This is a genomic window from Rhizobium sp. Rhizsp42 (genome assembly GCF_047304155.1).
In the GTDB taxonomy this organism is placed as follows: domain Bacteria; phylum Pseudomonadota; class Alphaproteobacteria; order Rhizobiales; family Rhizobiaceae; genus Rhizobium.
Genome location: NZ_JBGLYS010000027.1, coordinates 18,672 through 39,087 on the forward strand (window position 1 = coordinate 18,672; position 20,416 = coordinate 39,087).

A 20,416-nucleotide genomic window follows, 5' to 3' on the forward strand; every position below is an offset into this window, starting at 1 on the left:
GCGTTACTTCATGTACGTGGTGATGTCTTCGCCGAACCACTTCCGCGAGAGCTTGGCCAGCGTGCCGTCAGCCTTGAGTTCCTTCAAGGCCTTGTCGATGCCATCGGACAGCGCCTTGTTTTCCTCGGAGCGGTGGATGAGCACGAAGGTCTGGTTGATCGCGACAGGCTCGCTCGCCTGCACTTTGAGCTTCTGCTCGTCGATGACGGTCTGCTCGCCGAGGTTCGACGGCAGAACGAGCGCGTCATACTTGCCGTTCTCGACTTCCTTCAGGCGGTCGGGGTAGGGAATGCCGGCGCTCGAAGCGGTGACCTCGATCTTGTAGTCGGGGTTCTTTTCCTGCCATGCGGTCGCGAACTTGTAGATGCCGCCGCCGGCGGTCACCGGCACGATCTTCTTGCCGACGAGATCCTTCATTTCCTTGATGCCGCTGTCCTTGCGGCTGTAGATTTTGATCAGGCTGGCGCCGATCGGCGCTTCCGGAATGAGGAACTGCTTTTCGCGCGCCGGAGCGCGGTAGTAGCCGCCCGTGGCGATGTCGTACTTGCCGGTCGCAAGGCCGGTTTCCTGGGCGATGTCGGCAGCGCCTTCCATCACGAACTTGTACTGCGGCAGCTTGGCGTTGATCGCCTTCAGCACGTCGGGCTCGTAGCCCTGCGGCTCGACGCCGATAGCGCCCCAGGACAGCGGCTTGGATTCGGCCGATGTGGCGATCTTGATGGTGCGGACGTCTTCGGCGAACGAAGCGGTTGCGAATGCGATCGCGACGCCTGCGACGGCGAGACCGAGACCACGGCGAGAGATTGAACTCATGGAAGTCATTTCAGGCATCCTTTCTTTACTGGATCGTACGTTCGGAATTGAGGAACTGTGCGAGGCGCGGGTTGGAAGGCGTATCGAAGATTTCGGAGGGGCTACCATCGGCCGCGACGACACCCCCGTCCATGAAAACGATGCGGTTCGAGATGTTCTTGGCGAAATGCATCTCGTGGGTGACGAGCAGCGAGGTGATGCCGGACGATGTGACGTCCTTGATCACCTTCAGGACCTCGTTGACGAGTTCGGGATCGAGCGAGGAGGTCGGCTCGTCGAACAGCATGACATCGGGCTTGACCGCGAGTGCTCTGGCAATGCCCGTTCTCTGCAACTGGCCGCCGGAAAGCTGGGACGGATAGTTGTCGAGCTTGTTCGACAGCCCGACCCGCTCAAGCTCCTGCAGCGCGATCGCACGGGCCTCGTCCTTCGACTTGCCCTGGACGACGACCAGCGGATCCATGACGTTCTGGATAACAGTCATGTTCTTGAAAACGTTGAACTGCTGGAACACCATCGCCGTGCGCAGGCGGATCGCCTGGACGGCGGCCTTGTCGGGACGCGCGAAATCCATCTTGATGTCATCGAAGGCGATGGTTCCGGATGCCGGCTTCGCCAGGTGATTGATGCACTTCAGCAGCGTCGTCTTGCCGGTGCCGCTTGGGCCGATAATCGACACCACGTCGCCTCTTTTCACGGAGAGATCGACGCCGTTCAGGATCTGGGTGGTCCCGTAGGACAGCTTCAGGTTCTTGATCTCGAGCATTGCGGGTCTCAGTTCCTCTGGAAAGATGGTTCGGAATGCGCTTCGGCACCGTCGTCGGCCCATTCGTCGCCGAGGAGTTCCGGCGTGTCGAAGGCTTGCAGGTTGGCGAAATGCGCTTCGCGGTCCTCGACGAAGAGCGACCGAACGATGCCGCGCGCCAGACGGTCGGCACCTTCGCTGATCGCCGGAATGTCGCCGGTAACCTTGCCGTGGCTTAGCGTCGCCGGGAAATTGAAGCAGTGGATTTTAGACAGCGTCGGGCAGGAACCCGGCCGTTTTTCGAGAAACTCGAACGCGCCACCGAGATCCGGCGAGCCCTCGAGCTCACCATTCGCCATGCCCGCCGGCGTCGGGAAGCGATCGCGCCACAGCCGGATATGCGGTTCGAAGCTTGCCAGTTCCGGCCGGTTGGTCAGGTCGATCTTGAAACCGGTTCCGAAGATCAGGAAATCGATGGGATAGCTGCCGCGCGGCGTCGTGACGACGATATGGTCACCTTCCTGACGCAGGGCGCTGATCGGGCTTTCGAGATGAAGATGCGCCTGCTCGAAGGCGCTGACGCGCAGCACGCTCGGGCGAGGCGGCGGCGTCTGCTCGCTCATGGCATAGTTCAGGAAACGCCACTTCCATTCGTCCGGCAGCCCGGCAAAGCCATGAACCACGCCCTGGCTGCCGATACCGGTGAACTTGTTGATGGCGGGAAGCTTGCTGCGGCGCACGAACATGTCGAGACGGGCGGCCCCCGCCTCCAGCGCGCTTGCCGCGTTGTCCATGGCCGAGGCACCGGCCCCGATCACGCCCACGCGCTTGCCGCGCAGTGCGCCGAAGTCGACTTCGTCAGCCGTATGCGCCCAAAACTTGCGATCGATACTCTTGGCGATGTCCGGCACGAACGGACCGCCGAGCCCATCGCGCCCCGTTGCCAGCACGACATGGCGGGCAACGATCGTCTCCTTGGCGCTGCCCTCAAGGCACGTGATATCGAGCATACCGTCTTCACGCGGGAGGATGCTGTCGACAGAGACGCCGTTGCGCACCGGCAGCTCGAGCACTTTCCTGTACCAGATCAGATAGTCCATCCAGATCTCGCGCGGCGCGCGATCGAGCGCGACCCATGCCTCGCGGCCGAAGCGCGCTTCGTAATAGGCCCGAAATGTGAGCGCCGGCAGGCCCATCGCCGGCCCGGTAAGCTGCTTTGGCGAACGCAGGGTTCGCATGCGTGCAAAGGTGACCCACGGCCCTTCCTGCCCCGCCGCCGCCTTGTCGAGCACGACGTGATTGGCGACACCGAGGCGCTTCAACATGCCGGAGGCGACAAGCCCTGCCATCCCGCCGCCGATGACGACGACATCGACGACTGGCCGACCATTGACGTCGCGCGTGGGAACCCAGGATTTCGCCGGCAATTCGAGCCATGAGAGATCCTGACGCAGGCGCTCCTCTAAAGCTGTGATATTGTCGGGATGTGCGGAAAGGTCGCTCATACGGGCGTTCCCTCTGAAATAATAGTTTGGCCGTAGACACTGTCGGCCAGCGCGTCGGTGCCGTTCGCCTCCAAAAGACGGCAGCCGGGCATTGCAAGCGACTGCACCCGCGCGGCATCGATAACGGCGGAGACCGTCGGCGTCAGCGGCAGCGCCGCGGCGGAGATCGCACCGAACAGGAACGGAATGTGCTGATCGAGCCGGCGCATGACGACGCCATCCAGCGGCATGCCGCAGACAGTTGCCGGCTCCACGATGGCGACGCCCAATCCGGCGCGCACAAGCGACAGCGCCGTCAGCGACGCATTGACGTCGATGATCCGCTCGGGCGCGACGCCGGCGCGCTCAAGCGCTTCGTCGACGCGGTGGCGCAGGCGGTATGGGTTGGCAAGCGTGATCAGCCGACGATCGGCGATATCAGACAGGCGAACGATGTCGCCGCTCGCAAGCGGATCGTCGGCGCCGATGGCAACGACACATGGCGCTTCAGCGATCCAGTGTATCTCGAGGCCGGGATGCTCGAGCGGAAGGCTCGATATGCCGAGATCGGCCGAGCGAGCGATCACGGCCTGAACCACATTTTCGGCCGCGAGCGACTGGACGTGCAAATGACGGGGGATGAGGTCGGCGGGCAGGGCGGCCAGCGCCTGTGGAAGGATGCCTGCCGCAAGCGACGGCGTTGCCGCCACGGTCAGCGTCGCCGGCTCGTCACGGCCGATAGCCTCGGCGCGCTCGCGTATATGGATGAGGCTGGCAAGATGACGTTCGACCTCGGCGTGAAAGCGCAGGCCGCGCGCCGTCGGCTGGATGCGCCCGCTGCTTCGATGCAGCAGCGCGTAGCCGAGCTCGGCCTCCAGATCCTGGATCAGCCGGCTGACGGCTGGCTGCGACCGCCCGAGCAGACGCGCCGCTCCGGTCACGGAGCCCGCGGACATCACGGCCGCAAAGGCTTCAAGCTGGCGAATGTCAATTGAGTTGCTATGCATACTTAACATCAACCACTATCTGTCATGCATTAAAAGCATGAGTTTTCTATAAATGCACCCGAGAATAGATAATTATTTTGCATGACATCAAGGGGCTCATGCTAATTTGACATGACTGGCAGCCCGATCTAACTGGCGCTCTCCAGCGGATTGCAAAGGAGCCTCTTTTGACACTCATAGAAACGCTTGCCGACGTAAAACCTGGCTCGGCGCTCGCCGAGGCAATGGAGAAGCGCGCGGAGATCCTGCGTCTCAGCGAGGCCGCGCACGATGCCGTCCTTCTGCCACGTGATCCCGGCGGACTGTCGCATGGCTTGCGTGCGGCACTTGCCGCGCGCATGGCGCGGCACAACGGCAACGAAGCGCTTGCCGACCACTATGATGAACTGGTGAAACGCGCCGCGGAAAACGAAACCGTATTGCTCGCGCAGCCCGGCACCAATGTCGGCGATCCCCGTACCGCCGAGATCGTCCGCCACGCCGACCGCCTGACCGTGGCACCGCGCGAGGCCACGCGCGGCCATATCGAAGCATTGCGAAGCGCGGGCATTACCGACGCCGACATCGTCCGCCTGTCGGAGCTTGCCGCCTTCGTGAATTATCAAGTGCGCGTCATCGCGGGCCTGACACTGATTGGAGCAAGAAAATGAGCGAGACGGTCCACAGCTTCACCACAACGGTTCCTCGCTGGCAGCCTTATGTCGTTCCTGTTGATCTTGAGACCGCGACCGAGGAGCAGCGCGAGGCCATGCAGGTCACGCCTTCGAACAAGGGCATATCGACCTATGTGTTGACGCTCGCGCACGATCCTGAATCGCTTGCCGTTCGCTCGCCCTTGTTCAATCTGATCATGTACGGCAAGGACGGGCTTTCGCTCGGCGAGCGCGAACTGGGCGCCACCGCCGCATCCGTCGTCAACCGCTGCGTCTACTGCGCCGCCGTCCACGCGTCGCGCTTCATAAATTACACCAAGCGCACCGACGTCATCGACACCATCTTCGCCGACGAACTCGACGCCGAACTCGACGAGCACCTGCAGGCGATCTTCGACTTCTCGGCGCATCTGTCGACGACGCCGCCAAAGGCGACGCAAGCCGATGCGCAGGATCTGGCCGACGTCGGCCTGTCCGAGCTTGAATCCCTGGACCTGGTCCTGTCGTCGGCGATCTTCGGCTGGGCGAATAGACTGATGCATACCCTGGGCGAGCCCTTAAGGGACTAAGTCAGGCTCAAGGGTGCGCGCCCTCCCAAGCGGATCCACGGAGGGCGCGGTATCCTGACGGTAACTCGAGGAAGAGAACCATCGAAGGTGGAATTCGGCTCAGGTCGTTGACGGAATACTCGACGAAAGTTTCAGGCTAGCCTACCATCGCATGTTCAGATCGATTGAGGCTGCTGTCGCCGTTCATGGCGGCCGAGGATGACGCCGTTGCGAACGACAATTCTGCCTTTCTTGATCACATGTCTTACCCTTGAGAGATTGTGCCCTTCAACGATCGCGATATCGGCGAGCCGTCCAGGCACAATCAATCCTCTATCGGAGGCAAGTTCTGGAAGGGCGCGGGAAACGTTCCCGGTGGCCAGGGCGACGGCACGCGCAAGGCTCGAATGGCCGAGCCGCACCATTCGATTCACCGCATCAAGAATAGGATCCCAGTCGCCACCGGCAAAATCGGTCGACAAGGTATCGACAAGTCCTTCCGAAACGAGAGCATCGAGATTCGTCGGCTGATTGCGCCAGCGCGTGGAGACGCAATCAAGCGTCGACACATCGATTGTTACCCCAATTGAGCGAAGGCTTCTCGCCGTGGACACACATTCGTCAGGCTCGAATGACGGATGATTGCTGTGAGCCGCGATCATTCGCGCCCTGGGATGAGTGACAGCCAGGCCTATCAGCGTTTCCGCCGTCGGCGTCGCATTGTGGAATATCGCTGGCAACCCAAGTCGACTGGAGGCTTCGGCGATCTCCGCGAGACCCCGCAATGAAGCCGACACAGGCGGCATGACTGTGGCGCGGATGAGTGCAGCGAGCGCTGAAGCATCGATCACGGGGTGAAGCATCGAACCAAGCAATAGATCATCCAAGGCCTTGAGATCGGTGACGGTTTGGTCGAGTTTGCGGCCAACAACCGCCTCTTTTAGCGCGCGTGCAAGATTTGGATGAATGCGTATGGCCGTCGCTTCGTGAATAGCGTCGGGAATGAACCGGTAATCCTGGGCGCCACCGCCGAGCGTCTGGCCACCGCCCGCCTCGCCCAAGGCCTTCGCACCGGCCTTGATCATGGCTTCAATCGTCATCTTGTGGTGGCGTTCACCCAGGCCCGCGCCATCGATGGCGATCGCGGCCGCGAGATTGGCGGGAGTATGAGCTGTCGAGACCGCCACCTCCAGGGGATGATCAATTGGCGCCGTCGCGATCTCATCGGTCAGTGGAAGCCCGCACACATTGAGAAGCGTGGTCGTGCCCGAGAGGAGATGTCGGTTGAGATGGTATTCGATATCACTTGGCGCGAAAGGGCTTGATCCACTAGGCATGGTGGGTCCCAACGTGCATCCATGAGCATGGCCGTTGATGATACCCGGCAGGATCGTGCAACCAGTGGCGTCGATGACCCGCGCGCTAGTGGGATAATCGATGACGCCCGCGATAACGTCCACGATCGCTTGGCCGGCGATCAGAACGTTTCCAGTCTCAATCTCGGTTACACCGTCGCCCGTGACGATACGTCCGTTGACGATCATCGTGTCCAGCCTTTGCTTGATCATGATGCTTCACCTCCATCTGGGGTACCGGCCAGCCCGTAACCGAGACCACGCACCGAGCGGATCGGATTGCCATGAAACCCCGGTCCGAGCAGCCTGCGCAACGTGGCGATGTGAACATTGACGGTTCGTGGGTCCACGAAGACATTGCTTGGCCAGCATCTGGCAATGATTTCGCGCCTAGAGAACACGCGCCCCGGATGACGCAGGAAGATGTCCAGGATCATGAACTCGATGCGAGGAAGCTCAACCATCGCGCCGTCATGCCAAACCCGCCAAAGAGCTGGATCGAGCGAGATTCCGCCATGTGAAAGTCGCACCTGTCTTCGTTGCGGCGCCAAGGCAAACGCGATCTGGCGTGCGGCGCTGGACGCGGTGAACACGCGGTTGGCACCAGCGTCTCGATAGGTTCGACGCTGGCTACCACCCAGCCGAGCAACCACGACAACCAACTGAAGGCGACTTGAGGTCCGGCTGTCACGAATTTCCCGGCAGGCCGTAAGCGAGGCAGGTAGGCGGGCGTCAATCAGCACGCCGTCGACATCAAGCCGCCTCACGGCGGCCACGGTTTCTCGCGCGGTTCGACGAAAGACCGTGTTCAAACCCGATCGCTCGAGGACCTGGACGACCGCTGAAAATACGCCAGGCTCCCGCGATCCGATAATTATTATCGGTCGCATGGTGGTATTTGCTCAAATGTTGTTCAGATGGCCAAAGATCTCACGAGGTCGAACGGGGTTCAATCGCTCTTTGCAACCGGGGGATTAAGAATTGTATCGGTGTCACGAAGGTATGTTGGATTGAAGAGGCCCTTCCCGCGTGTTGCCCCGCTCTTGAATGCGGTGCATTGGTCGGGATCCGGGATCTAATCGCTTGCTTTTCCCATCGGCTGGGGCTCCCGCTCCCGCGAAAAAGCCTCCGTGGGAGGTACGGAGGCTTTTTCCCGACGCCGGTTGTCGGCTGGACGTCCGGATAGCACCGGCGTCCATTTCGCCAACCAGCGACAATCAAGAAGGTTCCGCGATTAACTTTTCCGTCGTTGCCGGACCAATCGCGTCCAGGCGTGGTGGGAAGGCGGTGCCCAGATAATGAGCGGTGGGGCGCGTCTGATCCCCTCTTTTTTCATCCTTGGCAACTCGAATGAGTGGCCGTCAGACTGATAGCGCGCCTGGATGAATACACGCCTATCTTGATTGGTGTTTGAACACCGCTCAGTGCACGATCGTTCGCGGACCAGATCACGGAGAGATCAACGATGTGCAAAAGCCCAGACCCGACCGAACGCCTCTTCCCGCACGATGTCCGGGGCACCGAGAATGGAAGGTCCAAACCCTCTTCATGTGCCGAATGCCGCCTGTCGAGGTTAGGCTGCCCTGGGAGCCGGCAGGCCAAGATACTGGCGCTCGAGGAACGCGAGGGCGGCGCGCGTCACGGATAACCCGGGAGTACGCACCATTACCATCAAATCTGAGAGTTGGCGCCAGCCGCCGCGAGTGCAACTATAGGTACAGCGCCGGTCGCCGGGACCGGCGTATGCACCGACTGGAAGCCACATTGGATGACGCCTCCTCAAGCGCCGGCCCGCAGGCCGGTGTCGCCATGCTATCCTTGGAACACTCAGCACCAGATGACAATCTGGTCTCAGCCATTCGAGCCATGTCGCTCGATGCTTTTCACGTGTCCTCGATCCTCAAGCTCAGACGCCTGCTGATCTCGACTCGCGTTGATCTGGTGATCATCGTTGCGTCAGGCGACGCCGAGGCTGGTATCCGACTGTGCGGGCAAGTTCGCGCGACGAGCGACATTCCATTGATCATCATTCTTCCGGGGAACCGGGAAGATATGATCGAGATGGCATTCGATATCGGGGTCGACGACTGTTTTTCCGCCTCTCTCGCCATGTCGCAATGTCAGGCGCGGATCAGGGCGCTTTTGCGGCGCGCCGCCTATGCTCTCGGTCATCGAGCCGACCCCACGGTCATTCGTTTTGGCGAGTTCATCCTTCATCCTCGAGAGCGGGTCCTGAGGGACCTGAAGGGAACAACCATCGATCTCACCTCGACGGAGTTCGAGCTGATGTTGACCTTCTGTCGAAACCCTGGACGCGTCATGACGCGGGAGGAGCTGCTTTCGCTCACACACACCGGGCTCGCGGGGCCGGTCACACGCACGATCGACGTGCATGTCAGCCGGCTGAGGCAAAAGCTCGAACCGCGAAGTAACAGTCCGACACTGCTCAAGACGGTCCGACTTGGAGGATACATACTGGTCGTCGACGTCACATCGGACTAACGCAACGCCTCGCCCTGGATTTGTTAAGTTTTGTTGCGGCTTCGCGCACGTGTTGAAGCTCAAGCTAGCCGACGATATTCATATCAAAATGGATATATTTAGCCGGAGAAGCTATCAATGGCACGGTCGAACGTGCCGGCTGGCGATATTTTTCCAGCTCGCTCGACGGTGTCCGGTCACAGCGTCCTAACTTGGGAGAGATGGATGAGTTCAAGGGCCTTACTTGCAGGTGTCATCGACTGTGCCTTCTCGATCGGGTCCGAACCCGCGCTTCAAAAGGCCATTGGGCGTGTCGCCAAGCGCAATGGGTATGACAGTTTTGCCTATCTCAGCCTGCGCGCGGCAACCGCGCAAAATTTCGCGATCTCGAACTACGCGGCCGAGTGGCAGTCGCTCTATTTCGATCGCTCCTACATGATCGTTGATCCCATCATCACGATGGGAAAGCGCTTGATGCGGATTTTTAGATGGTCTGTCGACGCCGAGCGCAAACTCGCCAACGCCGATCAGCGGGGTTTTTGGGACCAGGCATCCGACTTTGGGATTCGAAACGGTCTGACAATCCCGATCACAACGGGATACGGCCAGGTCGCCATGCTGACATTCGCGACGTCGTCGAAAGGACCGCCACATGATGTCGTGGCCTCCGACATTGCCCTGGCCGCGACGGCGGTGGCCTTCCTGCACCAGCGCTTTAGGAATTCCTCGAACCCAACAATGATGCGCAAACCCGGCCTTACGGATCGCGAAGCACTTTGTGCGCGATGGGCGTCGACTGGAATGCCAATGCATGAAATCTCCGCGATAACGGGGTACTCATTCCACACTGTCAGGTTTGACCTCGATAACGTCAGGGCAAAACTGGGAGTCAGGAACCTGCAGGAGGCACTCTGCGTCGCAATAGCAATGCGTCTGATCTGATCATACGCAGTGTTCTCGCACGTCTTGATGGTTCGCCGCAACGTGGGCGAACCATCGGTCTAGGCTAGGCGGCTTGGCGGCTGGTTGGTGAAAGCCGTGAACGATAAGACACCGGTCGCAACAGGTCGAACGTATCGGTATTGATCACAAGGCGACCGGCTATGCTATTTGTCTCGTTTATCAAGCGGGGTTTTCCCAGTCTTGTGATCGGCCAACCGCGCTGCCTCAGCAGACGCTCCATGCGAAGATCGGTGGCCGTCACAAGGTCTGTCCAACCGTTTTGGAGACACCACTCGATAATCCCGGCAAGCAGGCAAAATGTGGCCTCGTGCGTTGCTCCACGCTGGCTAGATTGCGTGGTCGTGTCCACGCAGAAGCGCGAGCTTTCGATCGTCGTCGGACTGGTGGCGAGGTGCCCGTCCTCCAGCAATTGCCGAAACACCCCCATCAACATGTTCGGACCACTCGTCGGAAGCAGGCGAACCGATCCAACCACCCCTGCCCGGTCATCAAGGACAAGGATATAGGTCGGCCCGCAGTCGTCGAACTGATCGAACTCGCGGCCATGCTGACACTCGACATCCCAGCCAAGTCGCCCTTGGAAAACCTTCGCCCGCAACCGGTGCATTTCGTCAAGCAGTGCCTCTTCGGCGGATGTCCGCGGCACGCGAATATCTATGACTTCCATGTCGTCACTCTCCCTTGTTGAACAGGGACAGAGTGATGGCCTTCGATACTCGCTTCCAGTCGCACATCTGTGGGTCGACCCTCTCTCGGTTTCCGCGAGAGCGGCTGTCCCGATAGGAAACCAGATGTAGGTGCTAGTCGGCGGACGGACATCGACGAAAATTGGAATTACTCGCGAAAACTCAGGAACCCGCGACAACTGACACGTCAATCGCCCACCATCAGTTTGCAACGTCCCTGGAGTCGATGACCTGGGCGCCCGCGACGCTTTTACTGATCTCTGGAGTGCCGCCCGACATCGCTTGGCCGAAAAAATAGAGAACACCGCAGAGGAATACGACGAGGGCAATGACCGATACATTCACCGTGAAGGGAATGGTGGACGTCCCTGGGCTCTTGCTCATGGCGAAACTCCTTGTCGTTGGCTATGGATGAAACGGACACGAAAGGCCCGCTGTTCCCGATCCCGGACCTTGGTCCGACCGCTTTCCGACGGAGATACGGTTAACGGCCAGGCAATCGGCTCTAAAATCGGACGTTACCCAGGCTCAGGTCCCACGGTGAGCGGCGGCCATCATGGGGCCGTTGGTGGTGTCGGTCGCTGGACCGGCGATGATCCGGCGCCGAGCAAGGTCATCACTTATGTTGAGCCCGAGCATCGACCGCCCGCTCGGGTCAAGGAAAAGATAGTCGTCGCCCAAGCGCTGCCGGCGACCGTGAGGGGTGCTCCTACGCCTGGCGGCCAATCTCTCCCCAATGAGAGCAATCAACAACAAGCACACCGGAATGCAGAGGCATTGGACGGTGGTCCTTCAAAAGGCAACAGGCGCCGGGGTGAGCCGGCGCCCGCGATCATTCGGCTAGAGGCAATGCCTCCGCGCCGAATGCCACTACTGAATGACCTGGACTACTTTGCGGGTCCGCGGTTCGACGATGACGCGCTCCTGACCCATGATGACGTAACCATACTTCGGATTTTCGGGAACCGGCGTCACGACAACATCAGAGGGCAGCGCCACGCCGACCTTGACCCGCTCCTGAACCACCACCGGCTGTTCCGGCACCGGCGCCTGCTGTACGTAGGTAACGACTTCGGCCGGCGGAGGATCAATCGCGGCTCCAGCAACGCCACCGACGATCGCGCCGACACCGGCCCCAACGGGACCACCAACGATGGCACCCGTGGCGGCGCCGCCAACGGCTCCGGTGACCGCGCCATCGGCGTAGGCCGAAGCAGCGACGCAGCTCATTGCTGCCGCAAGAATAATGCGTTTCATTTCCATTCTCCTTCTCTCATTTGGTGCATGGAAAAGGCGATCGCGCGGTATTTGTTCCGCATGTCGGACTTAGGTCCGGGGGTGTCGTCGTAGGTACGCGGCACGCGGTCACCAGCGCACTTTGAGAGGCGCGAGAGCGCCGATCTGATCGATCAGAATTCCTCAGCGGTCGGACGCAGGACGATTTCGTTGGTATTGACGACATCACCCGTGCGATCGCCATGTCGTGGAGTGCCGAACGTCGTCTCCTGTGCTTATTGCCCTGCGGCGATGCTTGAGTCGCTTGCGATCGCGCCAAGCTTGATTGACGGCGCACCGCGCTGCGGACGTCAGCGAAGGCCTTCCGCGACCGCGCTCACTGCCGACGCAGTGACGGAATGGAGATTGCCGCAGGGTGGATGGGAATGCCAACCAACGAGTTTTGACTCACTTTCGCGAACGTCAAAAGTCTTTCGCTCGGGCTTTCGACCATCAGCCGTTGGTGCCATGCGCTCCACCGGTGTCGCCCCTAACCCCGATAATTGCCTGGGAAAATAATGTCCTGATCGACGAGCACATTGAACCGGTAACCGGGCCTGATCTTGATGGTCGGCTGGACGTTCAGATTTTTCGAGGTTGTCTGCTCGGCGACAAGTCCAAACGTTTCGGCAAAGTTCCGACGCGCCGCGTCCGAGGCCGTGTCCCGCGTGGAAAGGGTCGAGCTCTCGGGGATCGACATGTCGATCCCCGTCCCGATCAGCGCGACCAGCGCGGCCGAACCGAAGGTCCTGACATAGTGGTTATCGACCTTGTCGTTGAAACCGCCATAGCCTTCAGCGTCGGTCCCGGCCATGCCGCCGATCTGAAGCGTCGAACCATTCGGGAAGATGATGTCGGTCCAGACGACGAGAACGCGGTTCTGCCCGAATGACACCTTGCTGTCGTATCGGCCAAGAAGCTTCGTGCCTTGAGGCACGAGTGTGTAGTGGCCAGTCGCGCTGTCATAAACGTTCTGGCTGATCTGGGCTGTAATGCGGCCTGGCAAGTCGGAATTGATGCCCGTGATTAGCGTGGCAGGTATCACCGATCCACGTTTGAGCTCGTAGGGTGATTGCTGTGGTACGACCTGATTGGGCAAATAGCCGAGATCCTTGATATCAGCGTTGAAGAAATCTTCCTTGGACGTTTGTCCGTTCTGATCGACCTGACCCGCCGCGCCCGCTCTCAACGCTGCGGCATAGAGATCTTGCGCGCCGCTCGACGCGGTGTTCGATTGACGTGCTCCAGCAGATTGAGCGACCGGCGATTGTGCCGAGACATCTGAGATGTCGACCTTCAGCGGCGAGTCGAGGGCCGCCCCCCTCGCCTGCAGGCTTGCCATGCGCTGACGCTGCTGTTCGCGGAAGATCTGTTCCCGCTGTTCGCGAAGCATCCTTGCATTCCACTCCTCGTCCGATTCCATGCGGGACCTACCGGGCTGCCGCGGCTCGGCCTTCGGTTCGACCTCTACTGGATGAGCGGCTTCCTGCTGCTGCGGAACAGGGGTTGGCTGAAACACTGGCTGCTGTTCCTCCCGGTCACCGATAATGCCATCTTTGACACCCCGCTTAAGCTGATCGGCGAAGGTCGAAGCCGGCGTGCCGGATCCGCCATCGTTTGGATCGCGCTGACCAAACCTCAGCCCACGCGAGGAAAGGCCGTAAACGAGAACGGCTAGGAACAGAACCAGGATCGCGATGCCAATGAACACGGGCACGCGGTTGAGGCGCTTCATCCCTTTGTCGCCAGCCGATTGATTTGACGTTCCCAGTTGCAGCGATTGGACCATGATCGTCTCCGCCTGTCAGTTTCGCTTCATGAGGGAAAGGGGGCTTGCCGGCGTCGCAACACCATTACTGACTGAATAGGCCCGGCCGAGCGACATGGTGTCCGTCGACAGACGCGCGAGCACCTGCCCGTCTACCGAAGCAATCGAGTAGGCAAGCTCTACCGGCTTGGTTGCATCTTTCGCGCTTGAATTTTTGTCATCGGTGACGATGGCAAAGCCCCAACCCTCCAAAGCAGCCTCGAGCGCGACGGAGTATTCAGACGTGTCCTTGTGCAGTTTGATGGGAGTGGTCGTCGATCCGGCTTGCTCGGCGAACCGACCCGCCATGTCGCCGGCGATAGCGCCAGCGGCAGGCCCGGTGATTTCAGCGGGTGCAACAGTTGTGGAGAGCCCGTCGCTAGCCGTCTGGCATCCAGTTAGGCCGAGCGCGATTACAATCGGAATGAGGCGATGGAGCCACATGGTTCACCCTCTCCGCCGGATCGTGATCTTCTGCTGTTTCCAGCCGACCCCTGATATCAGGATCGCCTTGTCGATATTGTAGTCGACGATCATCATGTCGTTCTTCATCCGGTAATTGACGATACGGTTCTGGCCACCCGAGACGACGAACAGCACCGGCGCGTCCTGACCTGAGATTGCGCGGGGAAACTGAATGTAGGTCTTCTGCCCATCGGAATAGACCCGCTTGGGGCGCCATGGAGCGCTTCCGCTCAGGGCATAGGAGAAGGCCAGCTGTTCGGGGGCGACACCGCCCTCCGGTCCAGTCATGGCCTGGAGGCGGGCGTTGATGTCGGATAGTTTCGTGGCGGCATCCTCGGGATATTCGAACCCGACACGGGCCATGTATTGCATGGGATGTGACTTCAGCTGGATATGGTAGGTTCGGCGCGAAGTGGTCACCACCATGGACGTGACAAGCCCCGGCTCTGCAGGCTTGACAATCAGGTGGATGGCCTGACCACCGGCGGCGCCAGACGTTGCCGGTTCGACTTTCCACCGAACGGTATCGCCGACCAGCACGTCGCGGACGATTTCGCCGCCCTGCAGCTCAATATCGCAGACCTGAAGGGGTGAGCAGACGACAGACGGCTGCGTCTCACCGAAGAGGAAAATCACCTTACCATCAGGCCCTCGTGTCACCAATCCGGACTGGCCTCGCCATTTGCCGGAGAGGTTCGTCCCCTTTGCCTCGTTGCCCGTCAAGCTTTGCGCGATCGCGGTGGATGAGACCTCGGGCGATACGGCAAGCACCAGCATGCAGGCAAGCGCGACGCGTTTATGTTTGATCCTCATTGCAGATCCTGCCTTCAAAGTTGCGCGGTCCAGTCGAAATCGGTCACATAGACGCCGATCGGATTGAGCCGGATTGTTGCTTCGTCTTGTGGTGAGGTGATAGAGACGGTGGCGATCCCTCGGAAGCGCCGGGTTGCGACCTCCTTGCCTTTCCGATCGCGCTCGTACTCGGTCCAGTCGATCTGATAGGTCTGGTTCGATAGCGCGACGATGTTGTTCACCTCGATCGCCACCGTCGCGTTGACCGCCTTTTCAAACGGCGAGTTGCCGCGAAACCAGGCGTTGACCTTTTGCGTCGAAGCGTCACTGGTTCTAAGCAGGGCATAGGTGCGGTCGATATATTGCTTCTGGACCACCGCATCCGGCGTGATCGAACGGAAGCTGGTCACGAAGTTCCCAAGGGTCGCGCGAACGACCCGCGTATCGGCATATTCGATCTGCTGCGGGAAGCCGCCGGAAACCGTGTTCCCGAGCTTGTCGACCTCGACGATATAAGGAACAAGCTTGACCTGGGTGCTGAGATAAAGCGCGTAGCCAAAGCCGATAACGGCCATTCCCAAGCTCAAGATGCCAACGGCCCGCCAGGCTGAAGCCGCCTTGACGTAGGAGCCGTAACGTTCTGACCATTCTTGCCTTGCGGCAAGATACGGGTTCTCAGGTGCGGGATGCCCTGCCATGTGTGTAATCCTGTCCGTGAACTATGGTTTGTCTGGTCTTTCCGGCGGAGGTGGCGGAGCGGTGGGATTGCCCCTTGCCTGATCGAGTTTCGCGTTGGCCAAGCCAAGAAGCGAGCCAGCATAGGCACCCGGCGATCCGATCGCCTTTTCCTTGGCAGCGGATCCGGCAGCCATGGCGCCAGAGCTAAAACTCGCGCCCATGCCTTTGAGCACCGAGCCAGCGGCCGAGGATCCGCCGGCGCGCGCTGCCTGCGCGGCCGCAAAGCCTGCGCCAACCGCACCGGCGCCGAGAAACGCGCCACCCGCTGCGAAGGAGGCTGTCTGTCCGCCGTGGCGGATTGTCTCCATGCCGCCGGAGATCGAAGCCCCCTGCACGACGCCCTTGATGATGTTCGGGACATACATCGCGATGATGAAGACGACGACGGAGATGCCGGCGATTGCGAGCGTGGTGATGAATTGGTCGCTTTCGGCAGTAGGCGCCTGGGCGAGGCCAAGCAAGACGTTGGATCCGATCTTGGCGATCATGACCAAGGCCATCAGCTTCATCCCCACTCCAAAAGCGTAGACGAGATAGCGGATCGCAAAGTCTTTCGTGAAGGACGAGCCGCCAAGCCCGAGCATGATCATGCCTGCCAGCAAGCCAACATACATCTCGACCATGACAGAGACGAAGATTGCCGCCACCAGTGAGAAGCAGATGACGACGATGCCCATGGCAAGCACGGCGGCGATTGCCAGGGCATTGTCCTCAAAGACGCCGAACTTCGCCTGTTCGGATATCTGAGAGGCAACCCGAATGCCTGCGTCGAAGACTTCGGCCGGAGATGCAGAACCGCCACCGGCGCCGATCTGGAAAAGGCTATCGACGACCGCCTTGGCGAAGGTGGGACCCTGTGTGAGTGCAAAGGCGAAGAAGCCGATGAACATGATGCGACGGACGAGCTCCGCAAACCAACCTTCCAGCGATGCTGCCTGGATCGCAAGCCACACGGCTGCAATCCCGACCTCGATGCCCGCGAGGATCCAGAACAGCGATTTCGCCGCATCCATGACGGTGGTTTCCCACCCCTTGGCGGCCGTCGAGACCTGGTTTTCCAACTCCGTCAGGACTTGACCGTGTTGAGCGAAGGCCGGCGCCGCCAGAGCGATGAAGGCGATACCGGTAGCCAGGATTGTGCTTCCGCCACCGCGCTTCACCATCTCGGTCAAATTTCCCGACCCTTTTCGATTGGTGACGGCGTCTCCTCCCAAGGCGAATGACGTCTCATGGGGCGCTTGCCGTTCGTCACTCACCGGCGGACTTGCGGCGCACTCTCCCCGCATCAAAACGACTGTGGTGATCGCGGCAATTACCGCGATCGCGTTGAATACGAAGGGGATCAATACGGGGCGGGTCACCAGCGAGGCTCCATTTTCTGTCCGGAGGGAACGGATTGGACGTCGGCATTGAAGAACTTCTCCCGACGCGCCTGTGCGAGGTCCTTGTCCGTCTGTTCGCTCTGCAGCCAGGTCCCCATCATCGTAGTCTGCTGAGAGACAATGCCGCGGAGTTTCTGCATTTGGGCAACCTGCTGAGCGGCAATCTGGTGGCCGACCTGGAGTGCCTTCATCTGGCCGTCCGCCGATTGCGACATTGATCGCAGCTGACCCATCGTATCCTCCTCACTGTCGAACTGATCGGCGGTGAGGCTTGCAGCCTTGAGCGTGCTGGAAATCGTGTCGCGGTTCGTATTCGACCACGTCTGATAGGTAGACGAAAAGCTCTCGGCGTTCGGCAGGTTCGTCTTCAAATCCGAGTAGCTTTTGAACCGTTGCTTCAGAAGATCGTCTGCATTACCCATGGAGAACGCGATGCCCTGGCCCTCATTGACGACATCGCGCAGCTGGTTCAGATCGCCTTCGACCTGGCCCCAAATGTGGTTCGGAAGCTGGGCCGTATTCTGCAGCATGTTCTGGTAGATATTGAGCTGGTTCTGGATCTGCTCGGCAAGCTGCGTGATTTGCTTGATCTGATTGTTGATCTGCTCGGTCGACTGACCGACAAGATGGATGAGCTCACCATTGTTGAGCATCTGCGTCATCTCGGTCGCGCCGGTGACCGCGCCTCCTGCGTAGGAGAGAGTGGGGGTCGCGGTCAGCCCGGCGGCGACCAACCCGGTCATCAACGACTTACCGAGTTTCAAAAGCTGGATTGCTTCACTCATTGCGGTTGATCCCCCTTTCGATGAGCCACTGACCCGACCATTCGTGGCCGTGGGTCGATGAGAGCGCCCTGATGCGGGCCAGATCGGCCTTGCCAGAAGCGCCGACAAAGGAAAGCGTGACCGGACCCAGCGACATGTCGAAGAGCCTGCGGCCGTCGGGCGACGTCACGTAGTATTCGCGTTTCGGGATGGCGTTCGCGACGATCTCAATCTGCCGCTCGTTGAAGCCGATCCGCTCGTAGAATTCGCGGGTGCCGGTTTCCCGGGCGGCGCCATTCGGAAGGCAGATCTTGGTTGGGCAAGATTCCTTCAGTACGTCGATGATGCCCGAGCGCTCAGCGTCGGAGATGGACTGCGTCGCGAGGATGACGGCGCAGTTCGCCTTGCGTAGCACCTTGAGCCATTCCCTGATCTTGTCGCGAAACACGGGATGGCCAAGCATCAGCCATGCCTCGTCCAGAACGATGAGGCTCGGCGAGCCGTCGAGCCGCCTCTCGATCCGTCGAAAAAGGTAGGTCAGGACGGGAACGAGATTGCGCTCGCCCATACTCATCAGCTGCTCGATTTCGAAGCACTGGAAGCGCCCGAGCGTCAGGCCATCCTCTTCCGCATCGAGGAGTTGGCCCATCGGGCCATCGACCGTGTAATGATGGAGGGCATCCTTGATCTCGCGCATCTGGACGCCACTGACGAAATCCGACAGCGAGCGGCCAGGCGCCGAGGCCATCAATCCAATCTGCCTCGAGATCGCATTACGGTGGTCTGGCGCGATCGTCACGCCTTGAAGCAAAACGAGGGTCTCGATCCACTCGGAGGCCCAGGCCTGATCCGCGTCGGTCGAAAGCTCTGACAACGGGCAGAAGGAAAGACTGGCCCCCTCCCCGCTTTCGCCACCGATCTCATAGTGGTCACCGCCAACGCCGAGCGTCAGCGGCAGCATTGAATTGCCCTTGTCGAAGGCAAAGACTTGCGCCTTCTCGTATCGGCAGAATTGCGCGGCGATCAGCGCGAGAAGCGTCGATTTGCCGGACCCGGTTGGACCGAAAATCAAGGTGTGACCAACATCGTCGACGTGCAGGTTCAGTCGAAAGGGCGTCGAGCCGGATGCCACCTGCATGAGCGGCGGTGCATCGGGTGGATAGAACGGGCATGGCGCGGACGGCTGTCCGGACCAAACGGAGTTCAGCGGAACGAGATCCGCCAGATTGCGCGTGTTGATCAGCGGTTCGCGGATGTTGCAGTACCAGTTGCCCGGCAGGCTGCCGAGAAACGCATCGGTCGCGTTCAACGTCTCGATGCGGGCTCCGAAACCTTCCGCTTGGATGAGGCGACGGACCGCCTCCGCCTTCTCTTGCAGCGCCGACCGGCTTTCGTCGAAGAGGATGATGACAGGAGTGTAGTAGCCGTAAGCCACCAATTGCGATGAGGCTTCGGCAATCGCATCCTCCGTCTCGGCAACCATCGCCATCGCATCCTGATCGATCGATCGGGATTGCGTCTGGAACAGCTGGTCGAAAAATGGCCGCACCTTCTGCTGCCACTTCTTGCGGGTCCGCTCGAGCCGCTGCTTGGCTTCCTCCGCGTCGAGGAAGATGAAACGCGACGACCAACGATACGTCAGCGGCATGAGGTTGAGGCTGTTCAAGATCCCCGGCCAACTCTCGGCGGGAAGCCCGTCGATCGCGATCACGCCGAGAAATCGACCTTCGACCCGTGGCGTCAGTCCGTGTTCGAGCTCTGCCGTCGCCAGCCAGTCCAGGTACATGGGAATTTCTGGCAGGCGCACGGGATGGTTCTCGCCGGTGATGGCAAATCGAATGAACTGGAAGAGCTCGTCGTAGCGCGCGACGCGACTACCTTCGCGTTCGGGAACCTCTCGCGTCTGCATGCGCTGCACCGAGAGAACATTGCCGAGATATTGCTCAATCTCACGGATTGAGCGCCGAAACGCATCGAGAGCGGTATCGGCATATTTCGCGGAGCGGCTTTCGGTATCTGAGTAGATATAGCGAGTCAGGCCCGACCGGCGTCGTTCTGGCGGCCGATACGTCAGGATGAGTGCGTGCCTGCTTTCGAAATGCCCGCGTTCTTGTCCAAAATGCCGCCGACGTTCGTCATCGATCAGCGACGTGACAGTATCGGGGAAATAGCTGCGCTCCGCGGACGGGTATTCCGTCGTTGGCACACGCACGGCCTCGACCTGGATCATCCAGCCTGTACCGAGGCGCGAGAGGATCGCGTTGATCTGACGGGAAAGCTCGTTGCGCTCGAAAGCACTGGCGCTTTCAGAATCCGGACCGGCAAAATACCAGCCTGCCATCAGGCTTCCGTCCTTCAGCAGAAGGACGCCGTTGTCGACAAGGCCGGCATAGGGAACGAGATCCGCGAATGATGGACCTGTCGATCGAAATGTACGTAAAGCGACCATCGCGAGGTC

Annotated in this window: 20 protein-coding genes; 4 read left to right on the forward strand and 16 right to left on the reverse strand. The window is 60.2% G+C overall.

What is annotated here, in order from left to right; genetic code table 11:
• Window positions 1-3: 3 nt before the first annotated feature.
• The 4 genes from ACCD05_RS22410 to ACCD05_RS22425 are packed head-to-tail and all read right to left on the reverse strand — an operon-like array spanning window position 4 to window position 4,049.
• A complete protein-coding gene (locus ACCD05_RS22410) occupies window positions 4-822 on the reverse strand; it encodes an amino acid ABC transporter substrate-binding protein (protein ID WP_111564265.1) in 819 nt (272 codons plus the stop codon).
• Between the two features lie 16 nt (window positions 823-838).
• Window positions 839-1,579 (reverse strand): amino acid ABC transporter ATP-binding protein, encoded by a 741-nt coding sequence (locus ACCD05_RS22415; RefSeq protein ID WP_111564266.1) that lies wholly within the window; start codon window positions 1,577-1,579, stop codon window positions 839-841.
• 8 nt (window positions 1,580-1,587) lie between these two features.
• The gene (locus ACCD05_RS22420) at window positions 1,588-3,063 is read right to left on the reverse strand and encodes a flavin-containing monooxygenase (RefSeq protein WP_111564267.1); all 1,476 of its coding nucleotides are present in this window, start codon (window positions 3,061-3,063) and stop codon (window positions 1,588-1,590) included.
• Window positions 3,060-4,049: a LysR family transcriptional regulator gene (locus ACCD05_RS22425; protein WP_111564268.1), complete on the reverse strand. Its 990-nt coding sequence runs from the start codon at window positions 4,047-4,049 to the stop codon at window positions 3,060-3,062. Before ACCD05_RS22425 ends, ACCD05_RS22420 begins: the two co-directional genes overlap by 4 nt.
• A 167-nt stretch (window positions 4,050-4,216) precedes the next feature.
• On the opposite strand from ACCD05_RS22425, the gene ACCD05_RS22430 reads away from it, so the two are divergent.
• Window positions 4,217-4,699: a CMD domain-containing protein gene (locus tag ACCD05_RS22430; RefSeq protein WP_111564269.1), complete on the forward strand. Its 483-nt coding sequence runs from the start codon at window positions 4,217-4,219 to the stop codon at window positions 4,697-4,699.
• Window positions 4,696-5,271: a peroxidase-related enzyme gene (locus ACCD05_RS22435; protein ID WP_112435705.1), complete on the forward strand. Its 576-nt coding sequence runs from the start codon at window positions 4,696-4,698 to the stop codon at window positions 5,269-5,271. The genes ACCD05_RS22430 and ACCD05_RS22435 overlap by 4 nt, the downstream gene beginning before the upstream one ends.
• A gap of 155 nt (window positions 5,272-5,426) precedes the next feature.
• Here ACCD05_RS22435 and ACCD05_RS22440 read toward each other — a convergent pair whose 3' ends face one another.
• Window positions 5,427-6,818 (reverse strand): amidohydrolase family protein, encoded by a 1,392-nt coding sequence (locus ACCD05_RS22440; RefSeq protein ID WP_112982064.1) that lies wholly within the window; start codon window positions 6,816-6,818, stop codon window positions 5,427-5,429.
• Entirely contained in the window at window positions 6,815-7,417 is a 603-nt protein-coding gene (locus ACCD05_RS22445) for a winged-helix domain-containing protein (RefSeq protein WP_162724918.1), read from the reverse strand. Before ACCD05_RS22445 ends, ACCD05_RS22440 begins: the two co-directional genes overlap by 4 nt.
• A 931-nt stretch (window positions 7,418-8,348) precedes the next feature.
• On the opposite strand from ACCD05_RS22445, the gene ACCD05_RS22450 reads away from it, so the two are divergent.
• Both ACCD05_RS22450 and ACCD05_RS22455 read left to right on the forward strand, forming a co-directional pair.
• Window positions 8,349-9,107 (forward strand): response regulator transcription factor, encoded by a 759-nt coding sequence (locus ACCD05_RS22450; RefSeq protein ID WP_413395437.1) that lies wholly within the window; start codon window positions 8,349-8,351, stop codon window positions 9,105-9,107.
• Between the two features lie 204 nt (window positions 9,108-9,311).
• Window positions 9,312-10,028, forward strand: a complete 717-nt coding sequence (locus ACCD05_RS22455) for an autoinducer binding domain-containing protein (protein WP_112949663.1) — start codon at window positions 9,312-9,314, stop codon at window positions 10,026-10,028.
• 64 nt (window positions 10,029-10,092) lie between these two features.
• Here the strand turns inward: ACCD05_RS22455 and ACCD05_RS22460 are convergent, their stop codons facing one another.
• From ACCD05_RS22460 to ACCD05_RS22505, 10 genes are all read right to left on the reverse strand, one after another.
• A complete protein-coding gene (locus ACCD05_RS22460) occupies window positions 10,093-10,716 on the reverse strand; it encodes an acyl-homoserine-lactone synthase (protein ID WP_112949662.1) in 624 nt (207 codons plus the stop codon).
• 220 nt (window positions 10,717-10,936) lie between these two features.
• Entirely contained in the window at window positions 10,937-11,119 is a 183-nt protein-coding gene (locus tag ACCD05_RS22465; RefSeq protein ID WP_112949661.1) for a hypothetical protein, read from the reverse strand.
• Between the two features lie 486 nt (window positions 11,120-11,605).
• Window positions 11,606-11,998 carry a DUF1236 domain-containing protein gene (locus tag ACCD05_RS22470; RefSeq protein ID WP_409527917.1) on the reverse strand — a complete coding sequence of 131 codons (393 nt, stop codon included), beginning with the start codon at window positions 11,996-11,998 and terminating at the stop codon, window positions 11,606-11,608.
• Between the two features lie 502 nt (window positions 11,999-12,500).
• Entirely contained in the window at window positions 12,501-13,799 is a 1,299-nt protein-coding gene (gene trbI, locus ACCD05_RS22475) for an IncP-type conjugal transfer protein TrbI (RefSeq protein ID WP_113176652.1), read from the reverse strand.
• A 15-nt stretch (window positions 13,800-13,814) separates the two neighbouring features.
• Complete coding sequence (gene trbH, locus ACCD05_RS22480) at window positions 13,815-14,261, reverse strand: conjugal transfer protein TrbH (RefSeq protein ID WP_112949658.1); 447 nt, start codon at window positions 14,259-14,261, stop codon at window positions 13,815-13,817.
• Between the two features lie 3 nt (window positions 14,262-14,264).
• A complete protein-coding gene (trbG, locus tag ACCD05_RS22485) occupies window positions 14,265-15,095 on the reverse strand; it encodes a P-type conjugative transfer protein TrbG (RefSeq protein WP_113176651.1) in 831 nt (276 codons plus the stop codon).
• Between the two features lie 14 nt (window positions 15,096-15,109).
• Window positions 15,110-15,772 carry a conjugal transfer protein TrbF gene (locus ACCD05_RS22490; RefSeq protein ID WP_112949656.1) on the reverse strand — a complete coding sequence of 221 codons (663 nt, stop codon included), beginning with the start codon at window positions 15,770-15,772 and terminating at the stop codon, window positions 15,110-15,112.
• Window positions 15,773-15,793: 21 nt separating this feature from the next.
• Entirely contained in the window at window positions 15,794-16,975 is a 1,182-nt protein-coding gene (trbL, locus tag ACCD05_RS22495) for a P-type conjugative transfer protein TrbL (protein WP_413395509.1), read from the reverse strand.
• A gap of 194 nt (window positions 16,976-17,169) precedes the next feature.
• The gene (gene trbJ / locus ACCD05_RS22500) at window positions 17,170-17,979 is read right to left on the reverse strand and encodes a P-type conjugative transfer protein TrbJ (protein WP_113176649.1); all 810 of its coding nucleotides are present in this window, start codon (window positions 17,977-17,979) and stop codon (window positions 17,170-17,172) included.
• A complete protein-coding gene (locus ACCD05_RS22505; RefSeq protein ID WP_113176648.1) occupies window positions 17,972-20,407 on the reverse strand; it encodes a conjugal transfer protein TrbE in 2,436 nt (811 codons plus the stop codon). The genes trbJ and ACCD05_RS22505 overlap by 8 nt, the downstream gene beginning before the upstream one ends.
• Window positions 20,408-20,416 lie beyond the last annotated feature (9 nt).